Origin of the sequence: Sorangium sp. So ce726 (assembly GCF_051521405.1) — a bacterium.
Classification (GTDB): Bacteria; Myxococcota_A; Polyangia; order Polyangiales; family Polyangiaceae; genus Sorangium.
In genome coordinates this window covers 12,252,613-12,264,214 of the sequence record NZ_CP150349.1, presented here as the reverse complement: position 1 = coordinate 12,264,214, position 11,602 = coordinate 12,252,613, and the positions used below count along the sequence as shown (strand labels likewise).

8 protein-coding genes are annotated in these 11,602 nt (G+C 69.2%); 4 read left to right on the top strand and 4 right to left on the bottom strand.

Annotated features, from left to right (window positions below):
- Positions 1–356 precede the first annotated feature (356 nt).
- Positions 357–1,112 (top strand): SirB1 family protein, encoded by a 756-nt coding sequence (locus WME79_RS45770; RefSeq protein WP_437528489.1) that lies wholly within the window; start codon positions 357–359, stop codon positions 1,110–1,112.
- Between the two features lie 37 nt (positions 1,113–1,149).
- Here WME79_RS45770 and WME79_RS45765 read toward each other — a convergent pair whose 3' ends face one another.
- A complete protein-coding gene (locus WME79_RS45765) occupies positions 1,150–2,697 on the bottom strand; it encodes an ATP-binding protein (protein WP_437528488.1) in 1,548 nt (515 codons plus the stop codon).
- 422 nt (positions 2,698–3,119) lie between these two features.
- Here WME79_RS45765 and WME79_RS45760 point away from each other — a divergent pair, with 422 nt between their 5' ends.
- Entirely contained in the window at positions 3,120–3,977 is an 858-nt protein-coding gene (locus WME79_RS45760; RefSeq protein ID WP_437528487.1) for a CPBP family intramembrane glutamic endopeptidase, read from the top strand.
- Positions 3,978–4,077: 100 nt separating this feature from the next.
- Here WME79_RS45760 and WME79_RS45755 read toward each other — a convergent pair whose 3' ends face one another.
- On the bottom strand, positions 4,078–5,139 hold the full coding sequence (locus WME79_RS45755; RefSeq protein WP_437528486.1) for a hypothetical protein: 1,062 nt from the start codon (positions 5,137–5,139) through the stop codon (positions 4,078–4,080).
- A 692-nt stretch (positions 5,140–5,831) separates the two neighbouring features.
- Between WME79_RS45755 and WME79_RS45750 the strand changes: the two genes are divergently transcribed.
- A complete protein-coding gene (locus WME79_RS45750) occupies positions 5,832–6,737 on the top strand; it encodes an FG-GAP repeat domain-containing protein (RefSeq protein WP_437528485.1) in 906 nt (301 codons plus the stop codon).
- A gap of 426 nt (positions 6,738–7,163) precedes the next feature.
- Positions 7,164–7,595, top strand: coding sequence for a hypothetical protein (locus WME79_RS45745; RefSeq protein ID WP_437528484.1), 432 nt, complete (start codon positions 7,164–7,166; stop codon positions 7,593–7,595).
- Between the two features lie 824 nt (positions 7,596–8,419).
- Here WME79_RS45745 and WME79_RS45740 read toward each other — a convergent pair.
- Positions 8,420–8,704, bottom strand: coding sequence for a hypothetical protein (locus WME79_RS45740; protein WP_437528483.1), 285 nt, complete (start codon positions 8,702–8,704; stop codon positions 8,420–8,422).
- A gap of 113 nt (positions 8,705–8,817) precedes the next feature.
- Complete coding sequence (locus tag WME79_RS45735) at positions 8,818–11,595, bottom strand: RHS repeat-associated core domain-containing protein (protein WP_437528482.1); 2,778 nt, start codon at positions 11,593–11,595, stop codon at positions 8,818–8,820.
- Positions 11,596–11,602 lie beyond the last annotated feature (7 nt).

Here is an 11,602-nt window from a genome sequence, read left to right as displayed (position 1 = left end):
CCGCGGCGGGCTCGACGTTCGGCCCAAGCTTGCTCACCCCTCCGGCGCCACCGACAGCCCGAGCAGGCGACCGACCGCCTCGTGAACGACCCGGGCCCACCTCATCCCCGAGAGTGACGGCGCGGCCCAGGGTGCAGGCGAGCGCCGCGAGACAGTCCCTGGCGGAATTTCTGACACACGGGAACCAGGCGAAGCGGACGCCGAGGTGCGGAGCGGGGCGGAGCCCCGAGGAAACAAAGTCAGGGCCGCCCGCGCGAGGCCGCCGCGAAGCGGCGCAGAAGTCCGGCCTGCCATGGCTGGGACTTCCGGCGGGCGGCGCTAGACCATCTCCGTCGGGTGGCGCTACGCTCGGTCCGATGGCCGCGCCGGTGAGTCTGACGCTCTTTGCGCATATCGCCGGGAGACCGGAGGACGAGCTCGACCTCGCCGAGGCGGCGCTCCTCATCGACGACGCCGCGTACCCGGGCCTAGACATCCCGCACTACCTCGGCGTGCTCGACCGGCTCGGCGGCGAGGCGCGGCGCGCGGTCGATCGCCCCCTGCGCGCCGCGGAGGCGACGCCGGGCAGCGGCCCCATCGAGCAGCTGCTCCGCTGGTTCTACGGCGACCTCGGGTTCCACGGGAACTCCGGCGACTACTACGACCCGAAGAACAGCTACCTGCACGAGGTCCTGGATCGCCGGACGGGCATCCCCATCACGCTGGCCGTCGTGCTCCTCGAGGTGTGCTGGCGCGCGGGCCTCGAGGCCCAGGGCGTCTCGTTCCCGGGCCATTTCCTCGTGAGGACGCCGGTCCGCGGCGGCGTGCTGCTCATCGACCCGTTCGAGGGCCGCCTGCTCGGCCGGGACGACCTGCGCGCGCTGCACACCCGCGCCACGGGCGCCACGCGCGATCCGGAGCCGCGGCTGCTCGTGCCCGCGCAGAAGCGGCAGATCCTCGTGCGCATGCTGAACAACCTGCGGTCGATCTACTCGAGCCGCTCGGACGCGTCGCGGCTGCGCAGCGTGCTCGAGCGGATGCAGGTGCTCGCGCCGACCGACGAGCTTCGGAAGGAGCTCGATCAGCTCGGCGGCGAGCGCCCCTGGCCGTCTACGGGGCGGGACGTGAACTGACGCAGGCCGACGCGAGCCGGCGCGACCGAGCGCGGTCTCACGGCGGCTCGCTCGCCTCGCGCTGCGCTGCGCCCGGCAGCAGCACCACGAACCGCGCCCCGCCGTCCGCGCCTCGCTCGACCCCGATCGTCCCGCCAGCCGCCTCCACGAGCCCCCGGCACACCGCGAGCCCGAGCCCCGTCCCCTCGCCGACCTCCTTGGTCGTGATGAACGGCTCGAACAGCGTCTCTCGGACCGCCTCCGCGATCCCCGGCCCGTTGTCCTCGACCTCGATCCGCGCTCCCCCGCACGCGCCCCGCGACGCGCGCACCGCCACGCGCCCCCCGACGCGCGGCACCGCGTCGGCCGCGTTCAGGAGCAGGTTCAGGAGCACCTGCACCAGCTGCCCGTGCGCGAGCGGCACGGCCGGCACGTCGGGCGCGACGTCCCGCGTGAGCTCGATCGCGCGGAACGCCTTCTGCGGCGCGACGAGCGAGACGACGTCGCCGATCGCCTCCGCGACCGACCCGGAGGGGAGGTGCTCTGCCTCTCCATCGCCGCCGGCCTCCGCCGCGCCCCGCGCCGCGGGCCGGGCGAAGTCGAGCAAATCGCGCAGGATCTTGTGGATCCGCTCCGTCTCCCGCTTCATCCGCTCGACGAAATCGCGCTCCTCGGCAGGCGTGAGGCCCCCGGCGAGCAGCAGATCCTGCAGGCCGAGGATCGCCGCGAGCGGGTTGCCGATCTCGTGCGCGAGCCCCGCCGCCAGGCGCCCCACGGACGCGAGCCGCTCCGAGCGGACCAGCCGCTCCTGGGCGCTCTTCAGGTCCGCCGCGTAGCGCTCGACCTCGGCGATCTTCGCCCGCAGCGACTCCTCGTCGGCGCGGAGGCGGCCCGTCATGAGCGCGAGGCTCGCGCCGAGCTCCGCGAGCTCCCGCGCGCCGGCCCGCGGCACTTCCAGGTCGCGCGCCCCGCCGGCCACGCGGCGCGCGGCCTGCGACACAGCGTCGATCGGCCGCACCACGAGGTGCGTCATGGAGATGTACGCGAACACGAGCAGCGCCAGCGCCACGATGCCCGTGTAGAGCGCCACGGTCCGCACGAGCGGCGCGGCGGGCATCGTCGACGGGTCGATCGGCACCAGCACGGCCACGGAGCCCGTCGACGTCGCGGGCGCGGGGTCCGCGCCGGACGCCGCCTCGCGCGCGGGCTCCGGGACGACCACCAGGAGCGCGCCCCCGCGCGCCGTCCGCACCGTCTTCAGCACCTCCGTGCCGGCTTCCACCGAGGCCGGCAGCGCCGCCGCGACCTCTGGCTCCCCGGCGCGGTCCGAGAGCGCCCCCGCCGCGTCGTAGACGCCGATCGCCGACGCCCCGTCCGGGCCGAGCTGCGCCTCGAGCAGGAGCGAGAGCTCCGGGGCGGAGCGGGTCGTCCGCGCCGCGGCCACGTGCCCGGCAATGGCGCGGCCGATCGCGCGGGCGCTCGACGCGCGCGCGCCGCTCATCGTGGCCCGCGTGAGGCTCGCCACGGCGAAGAAGAGCGGCACGAACGCCAGGAGGAGCAGCGCGCCAAGCGCGAACAAGAGCTGAAGCCGGATCCCGAGCCGCACGGTGTGGTCTGCCCCCTGTCGTACCGTCCTCGCCCAGCTCGGCGCCCGCTCATCCGTGGCAGCGCGCTGGGCTCGGAGGAACGACCTCTCTGATAGCGGCATGCGCGCCCATGGCAAAGCTCGCGAAGCTCGCAGAGCTGCAACCAATGGCTGGGCCTGGTGCCCGCCGCGCTGGCCCGGTGCCCGCCGCGCCGAGCTGGTGCCCGCCGCTGGAGCCAGACGTAACCAACGCGAACGACGCGAACGACGCCAGCGATGTAAACAACGTGAACGAACCCAAACGCGAACGACGTGAACGACGTGAACGACGTGAACGACGTGAACGACGTGAACCGCGCTGGCTGTTACAACGGCGAACCTCCAGGCGCTTGATCGCTCGCCCCGAGGCGTGACATCATGGCTGGTTCAATGGGGATACTCTTATGAGCTTGCTCGAATCGTCCTCCGACGTGATCGACCCACACCATGTTCCTTTCCTCGCCGGCTCCGCCGCCCGCGACGCGCGCCCGTCGACCGGTCGGCGCGATCGCTCGGCCGAGCGCGCTGGGCTGGCTGTGGCGAGCGACGCCGATCACGACCTGCTCCGCCTCGAGATCGAGCTCCTCCGCCGCGGCGGTCGGGACGCCCTGGAGCTGCGCCGGGAGCTCGCGGCGTTCTTCTTCGTCGTCATCGCCCTCTTCGGCGTCGCGCAGCTCGTCCGGGAGCTCATCCGCGCCGATCTGCCGCCGCTGCTCCAGATGGGTTATTCGTGGGGCTTCTTGCTGGTGCTCCTCGTGCCGATCGGGTGGTTCGTCCGGCGGCAGCCGCTGCCGCTCGCGCGGCTCGGCGTGACGCTCTCGGGCGCGCGGCATAGCCTCCGCGAAGCGCTCGTCATCGCCGCCATGGCCTTCGCCGCGTGCCTCGCGCTCCGCGCGGGGCCGGCCCTGCGCGGAGCGCCGTGGCTCGACTGGGGCTCAGTCGCGGGGTACTCGCGCCTCGAGTTCGCGATCTTCCTCGCGAGTTATGGGCCGCACTGCCTGCTCCAGGAGTTCATCGCGCGGGGCGTGATCCAGACGTCGCTCGAGCGGCTCCTGCCCGACGCCGGACGCCTCTCTCCCATCGTGGTCACCTCGGTGCTCTTCGGCGTGTTCCACCTGTATGTCTCGCTGACCTTCGCGGTCATCTCCTTCGCCGCGAGCGTCCTCTTCGGCCTCTTCTACGCGCGCCACCGCACCCTCGTCGGCGTCACCGCCGTCCATCTCACGGTCGGCCTCGCCAGCGTCGCCGCCGGCCTCAACTGACGCTCTCCGCGACAGGCATCCTTCCGCGAGACGGCCCGTCCCTGGTCCCGGGCAGGAGCCAGGAGGCCGCCCGGATGTCGTCGCGCCGAGGCTGACTGTCCTACGATCCGCCCGCGCCGCCCTGGCCGCCAGGGCTGCTTTGATCGCCGGGATCGATGAACCAACCTTGGCCGCCACCGGCACCGCCTTCGCCACCCGCGCCACCGGCACCGCCCGCGCCACCCGTGCCACCGGTACCGCCCGTACCCCCAGCGCCGCCCGCGCCACCACCGCCCTCTCCGGGATCCCAGATCGGGCCCGGGCTGACCACCCCTCCGCCGATCGCGGCGAAGTCAAAGGCGCGGTAGGTATCGAAATAGATACCGGTCGGTCTGAGCGCGCTTCCGGTGGCGATGATGACGCTGATAGGGCCGCCTCCCCAGGCCGAGCCTACGACGCCGACGATATCCCAGGTGAATTTATGAAAGACCGGGTAGGCGGAAACCCGCGCATAGGCGCCCGTGGGGACCAAAAAGGTCGTGGACGCCTCCAGATCGACGCTCTCGCCCACGTCGAATCCGACCGCCTCGGAGATCTCCTTGATCGACGGCGTGCAGCCGCCGAGCACGCCCGATGGATCGGTGTCCCAGGGCGCGTCATCGTCGCCCGCCGTGCCCGAGGACGGCTCGGAGCCCGAGGAACCGTTGCCGTTGCCGCCACCGAACATGGGGTTGGGCCGGTTGCTCCAGGGCGTGCCGCTACCCGGCATGCCCGGGAAGGGTTGCGAGCCCCAAATCGCGTTGCCGCCCGGCGTGCCCGACGAGGGCTGCGGACCCCACGGAATGCCGCCGCCCGGTATCCCCAATGGAGGCAGGAAACCCGTGGGGGCGCGGCTGCCCAGCGTCCTCGATGAGGGCTCGAGATTCGTGCTCGACGGGACCTCGGGAATGTTGGGCGTCACGCTGGTCTCGATGCTCACCGAGGCCTCGACGCTTGTCGCCACGGCGACTTGGAGCGCGCGCGGACCGAATCCCTCCGCGCTCGTGAGCAGGTGGGCATCATCCGCCCAGTAGTACGTCCCCGGTAGAGCCACCACATTCACGATCGCCTGCCCCTGACACAGGGCCGCACGGGCCTCGCCGACCTCGGCCTGCACGCCGCTCCCGTCCGCGCTCTCCCGCATGTCGCGCGCCTCCCGCTGGCCCGCGCAGGAGAGAGGCGAAGCAAGTGACATCGCCATGACGAATGCTACACCTACGTGACGAATCGACATATCCAATCTCCTTGATTGCAGTCAGACTGGCGGCGAGCCCCGGAACCGAGCCGCTCATCCGGTGAGCAGGTCGAGGAACGGATTGTCTCCCTCGACGTCACGGTGTCCCGAAAGCCCTTTTCTTCCGAAGGCGGCGACCAGTGGCCGGAAGCGAGATCAACCGACGTGGTGCGCGCCCTGCGCTCTGGAGGGTGCCCTGCTCGATGAGCAGAGAAGACCTATGACGTAGTCGATGCAAGAAGCGGGGAATGGCCTGGTGAGGTACCATGTGGTGACTGCGCCGAGATCGGGCGCACACCACGGTCTCGATGGCCTTGCGCTTGCTCTCGGCCGGCGCACGTGCTCGGCGTGCTCAGGGTCGCGGACCGGATCGGATCTCCCGTGCCCGCGTCTGCGCCCGCGCCCGAGGCGCAAGCGAGGCGAGTGTGAGGAGGTCTGCGGCTACAGGGGCTGCGCTGTGCGCGATCGGTGCGATCCACCCCATGGCGGCCTGCGCGCCGGGCATCGAGCTGGACCACGACCGCTGGTCCGCTGAGCCGGCGGCGTCGTCCCTGGGACGCGCGACACAGCGGGCGAGCAGGTATGGGTGGAAGGCCGTTCGTATGAATGACTTCAGCCGCGACGAGATGGTGGATGTGCTCTGGGAGCATCCCGAGAAGAGCCTGGCGGCGATCTGGCTGATGGAGGGGACCCAGCTGGTCGCGCCGGGGCCGGTGATCCTGGGGCCGATCGGCCAGGGCTGGGAGGCCGTCAATGCCGGTGACTTCAATTCCGACGGCATGGCGGATGTGCTCTGGCGCAACATCGACCAGAACCTGGTGGCCATATGGCTGATGGAAGGGAGCCAGCTGCTCTCGCCGGGGCCGATCATCCCGGGGCCGCTCGGCCAGGGCTGGAAGGTGATCGCGGTTTCCGATCTGAACCGCGACGGCATGGCGGATGTGATCTGGAACAACAAAGACCAGAACGTGATGACAACATGGACGATGGATGGGCCGCAGCTGCTCGCGCCGGGGCCGATCATCCCGGGGCCGCTCGGCCAGGGCTGGGTGGCGCGCAGCGCGCGCGACTTCAACCGCGACGGCATGGCGGACGTGATCTGGGACAACGAAGAGCAGAGCCTGATAGCCGTCTGGCTGATGGACGGCGCTCAGCTGCTCGCACCAGGGCCGATCCTCCCGGGGCTCGGCCCCGGCTTTCACGTCGTCACCGCGCAGGACTACGACGCCGACGGCATGGCGGACGTGCTCTGGAACGACACAGAGCACAACCTGATGGCCGTCTGGCTGATGGAGGGCGGCACCCTGGTGCTCGCGGCGGGACCGGTGATCCCGGGGCCCCTCGGCCGCGGCTGGGAAGCGCGCCCGGCCGCCGACAGCAATTTCGACGGCATGGCGGACGTGCTCTGGTACGCCAAAGGAACGAACCAGGCGGCGGTCTGGTTGATGGACGGCACTCAGCTGCTCGCGCCGGGGCCGGTGTTTCTGGGGCCCTACGACGGCGGGTGACAGGGCGCCGTCCCACGTCCGCTGCTCTGCCTCCGCGTCGAGGGCGCCGGCGGAGACGCTGGCGCCCTCGACGCGGAGGCAGACAGGAGGCGAAGGAGCGCCGAACACAGCCAAGTTTTCGTAACAATTTCGACCACTTGCGCCCGCGTCCCGGCCGCCCTCCGCGACGATCCCTCCGGGGCGCGCAGAACTGATGAATACAGCGTGGCTGTCCAGGAGAGCACGGGCGTGCAGGAGATTTTTGTCACCTCGGGTCAGCGCCGTGATTTGTCATTGACAGCCGCGGATCGCTTTGCTCTTCATTGTAATGCCGCCTTCCTAAGCCGACCGGGACGTACATGACCGCCGCATGCTCCGCGACCGCCCTTTCGTGCGAATCCATCCGCGTTTCGGGCCAGCGTGGCGTTCGTCGGGACGGAGGCGGCCTTGGCGCGCGGGATTGAGCTGGATCGCTCGCGCTATCCGCTGGTCGTGATGCGGGCCGGCGAGCAGTACACCCAGGACGATTGGGACGTGCTGATGAGGGGCATGATCCAGCTCATCGTCTCGGGGCCGTTCGGCCTGATCAACGACACGCGCGGCAGCAGCATGCCGAACGCCGTGCAGCGGCGAGCCGTCGCGCAGATGTACGTCGACTACGAGCGGCAGTCGCGCGCGCACCTGCTCGCGTCCGGCATCGTGGGCGATTCCAGCCTGGTGAACGGCATCCTGACCGCGCTCAACTGGCTGAAGCCGCCGCCGCATCCCGTCAGGGTCTTCTCGTCCATGACCGACGCGGAGCGCTGGGTGCTCCAGCATTTCAACTTCGAGCTCCGCCAGCAGGCGCTGGCGCCGATCGTCGAGCACAGGGTCGGCTGACCCGCGCACGAGCGCACGCGAGCTACCGGCGCGGCGCGAGCGTGGCGCCCTGGGCGGTGGCGATCGCACGCCGCCTGTTCATCGAGCACCTGCGCTCCGCCCGGCGCGAGCGGCTCGGCGCACCCGACACGCCGGACGACGCCGCGCCCGTCCGCGCCGCGGTCCGCCCGACGAGGAGCTCGCCGCGCGCTGGATGGCGGGCGCGGTCGTGCAGGTGCTCGGGGGGCTCCTGGCCCGCCAGGTCGAGGCGTGCCGGCTGATGCGCGAGGAGGGGTGCAGCCGCGACGAGGTCGCGGCTCGGCTTGGGTGTACCGAGATGGCGGCCCGCCTCTGCGCCCGCCGGGCGCGGGCGAGCATCCGCCGCCACCTCGGCGGGGCGTGGGGGTCGCGGGGTGAATGGAGGGAGACGGGGAGCCGTGAGGACCTGGTGGGGTGGGAGATCAGGAGAGCTGGACCGGCTCGGAGGACGCCGGCGAAAGCCGCAAGTGACCACGGCCATGGCGATGCGTGGGCGGTGCCCCTTCTGACGCTCAGACCGCACGCTCGACGCTACGTGTCCCGACCAAGCGAACGAGGGAAGCGTATACTGTTGCTCCTCCCCTGTGGCAAAGAATCAGCGCGGCCGGCGCTACGGCGGCCATGGGACCTCGGCAGGGCGTGACAAGTTTTCGCCACGTTCCCGCAGGCTTGACGGCTAGCCATTTCTCAATTCATCAGTGTCCACAAGGATCCAGGCACTGGATGACAGAACACCGAGAATCCCGTCAGGGTTGGATCTGGTCGGCATCGAGCGACGAAGCGACGCACAGATCGGTCCGAGCGGCTCAGGACACCGTCGCCCACCACAAATCGTTCAGCGATAGCGACGCATAGTCGACGTTCCGCGAGATCTGCCGCTTGAACACGCCCTCAAGGAGCTCTGGCGCAATCTGATAGCGCGATTCGTACATCGACTTGAATTGAAGCCATTCCACGAAACTCGGCAACTCCGAACTCGGCAGGTCATCCCGAGCGGCGCCTATTGGGATACGCGCGCAAACAAGACCTACAACATTGCCATCGACATCGATGACCCGGCCCCACTCCTCGTCGCCAGGCTCCCAATCCACGCGGGAACCTGGACATCGCACTGCCAGCGCTTGAAGCGCTTGGCTGACTTTCTCGTGCGTCCAAGTCGCAGACGCCGCAAGCCCGCACTGAAAGAAATGACTGAGATCCTGCCTCATAGTGGACTCCCCGGCGCACCGTGAACGAAACCCGACTCGGTGCGGTAGAGGTTCAGAACGTTGGTTCGCTGACCTGTCCCAGCATGCACACCGATGAAGTCATCGAAAACAATCTTTGCCTTGCTGCCGACCCATAGGTTTGCATCATCTGCGTAAGCTGCGGCATCAAGGACAAGCTCTCGTTCGTTCACTCGATGAAGGAACTGGCTCTTGCCTTGGGCAAGGCTACCTGTCGTATGGGGGGCCATGCCCGCGCTGTCGAGAGTGTAGCGGCCATTCGTTAGCTGACCGTGTCTATTCGTGAATACCTTCTGGCCGACGAGGCGCCCACCTTCCCCCCTTGCGGCCCCCGCCATCCTGCCAGCCTTCCCAAGCTGTCCCGCACGCTTCACGCTGGAATAAAGCTTGCTGGCATCGCCGACTCCAGGCGCGGCGGCCCAGAGGCTCATCGTCACGTTCACCGCGTCCCCTTCCCCGGCGTAGAGACAGGCATTGGCGACGTCGCACGCCGGGCCGACCGGCGGCGGCGCGAAGCCACAACCATCGAGGCAGGCGTGCGTGAGCTGGCGAATGTCCCCCGCCGTCATCGGACCGACGCTGAACCCAAATTCTGTTCCTCTGTCCCCGTCCGACGAGGGGCCGCCCTCCCCGCCTTCTCCGCCAGGACCCGCTCCACCGTCGCCGCCGGTGCCCTCGATGGCGCCATCGTCTTCGGGGAGGGGCTCCTCACCGTCCTCGAAGACGTTCACCTCCTTCGTACCCGTGCCGTCGCCATCGATGATGACGCCCGGCGGCGGCGCGATCGTCTCGGGCGTGTTCGGCGTGCAGTTCGTCCCGTCGCACGGCTGGAAGCCCGTCGGATCCCTCAGGTTGAGGGGATCATTCAAGACGTAAGCGTAGGGATTGTACCCTTGCACCATCAGCGGCGACGGGATGACGGGATCGGACGTGAGGAACCGACGAAGGCTCGGATCGTAGACACGCCCCTGCATATCGACCCAGCCGAGCGCGTCATCATGCTCGTGCCCCGTGAAACCGGTCCGCACGTCGCTGATCCCGAGGGGCAGACCGGCGAGCGGCCCCCCGTTCTCGTCGATGCGCCCACCGAACGGCTCGTAGAAGCTCCTCGAGAGCACGCTGCCATCCGGGCGCAGCACCACGCCCACGCTTCCGAGCGCGTCCTTTTGCACGTAGCGGCGCTCTGAACTTCCGTCCGGGTGAACGAATTGCTGCGCCACCTCGTCGCCGTCCGCGAATACATGAAAGACGTGGGTTGTCTGCGCTCCCGCCGTCCGCCGCTCGTACAGCCGACCGAGCGTCAATACCGTCTCCGAAGGGCCCACCTTCATCACACGCTTGCCGCCGGCGTCGTACCGGAACGAGGTCGTCCCGCCCTCGCGTACGACCAGCCTGGGCAAGTCAAACTCCGTGAACGTCACGCCCATCGGGGCGCGTGGCCCACCTCGGCTGAACAGGCGACCGCGAACGTCGTAGGAGAGGGTGTCCGCCACCGCGCCGCCGATCCGAACCTCGCTCGGTCTGTAAGGCGGGCCGAAGACGTATTCCTCCCGAAGCGCGCCGTCGACGGACACCTCCTTGACGTTTCCCAGGGCGTCGTACGAGTAATCCGTCCTCGTCGACGTCGTGTTGGTCTGCAGCTCCCACCACCTGAGCTGCTCGCGCGCGTCATACCCGAACGACTCGTCCCGATTCGACTGTCTGTCGTAGCGTCGCTTGACGCGGCCATCCAGATAATAATCGTAGTCGAGATCGTACGCCCCAGGAGTCTGAACCCGATCCAGCCGCCCTGTCAGCGGCTCGTAGCCGTACGTCGTCTCGACCGTCGAGCCGAGCTGGACGGAGAGCGGCAGATCGTCGCTGTTGCGGCTGTTCATGCGCCAGATCGGAGTAAAGATCGTGAACTCCCGGAGCCCGTGCTGGCGGACGACCTCATGAAGGTAGCCATGAACGTTGTAGCGGTGCTTCACGTAAAACCCGGTCGCTCCCGACACCACGGGGTACTTTAGCAGGTCCACCCGCCCCAGGGAATCGTACGTCTGCTCAACGGCGTACGAGCTGCCGTCGATGGTCCACGTCGTTCGCGTGGGCCGCCCGTGCCCGTCGTATGCAAAGGCTTTCTGAACCCCGTCCGGGCTGGTAGAGCTGGCCAGCCGGCCGACGCCGTGCGCCGCCGTATCCCAGACGAACTCGGTCTCGCCATCTGCGTCCACGATCGTCTCGACACGTCCCAGCGCGTCGCGCTCGAACGTGCGCGTGGACAGTGAATCGGCGAGCGTGACCACCTCACCGAACGCGTTGTATGTGACGGTCGTCGCCGCCGACACAGGCTCCTTGTACCACCTCCGCCGGCCGCGCTGATCATAACGTTGCTCCAGGAGCACCAGATTCCCGCTGGACTCGTTGATCACCTTGCCGAGCAGGCCGAACGGCTCGTAGAAATAGCGCAGCGTCTGGGTCCCCTCCGTCGCGACCCGGGTGCTGGACACCAGGCGCCCGTCCCAATCGATCTTGGTGCGGTGCTCGCGCCCCTCGGCGTCGAAGGAGGTGGTCTCGAGGAGCGAATGCTCGTAGTGCTCGCGGCTCCCATCCGGGCGCCGCTCCTCGAGGAGCCTGTCGAGCGAGTCGTAGCTATAACGAGTGACCTGCACCGTCTCTCCGGACGTGGCCGGCCGCGTCGTCCGAACGACGCGCCCCAGCACGTCATAGCTCTGGCGGCTGCTGGCGAGCGCTCCGTCGAAGCGCTCGTGGGCCATTCTCCAA

Excerpts from the sequence above, each read along its gene's own strand:
- WME79_RS45770 (WP_437528489.1), top strand. The coding sequence starts at position 357 with ATGGCCGCGCCGGTGAGTCTGACGCTCTTTGCGCATATCGCCGGGAGA.
- WME79_RS45760 (WP_437528487.1), top strand. The coding sequence starts at position 3,120 with ATGAGCTTGCTCGAATCGTCCTCCGACGTGATCGACCCACACCATGTT.
- WME79_RS45755 (WP_437528486.1), bottom strand. The coding sequence starts at position 5,139 with ATGCGGGAGAGCGCGGACGGGAGCGGCGTGCAGGCCGAGGTCGGCGAG.
- WME79_RS45750 (WP_437528485.1), top strand. The coding sequence starts at position 5,832 with ATGAATGACTTCAGCCGCGACGAGATGGTGGATGTGCTCTGGGAGCAT.
- WME79_RS45735 (WP_437528482.1), bottom strand. The coding sequence starts at position 11,595 with ATGGCCCACGAGCGCTTCGACGGAGCGCTCGCCAGCAGCCGCCAGAGC.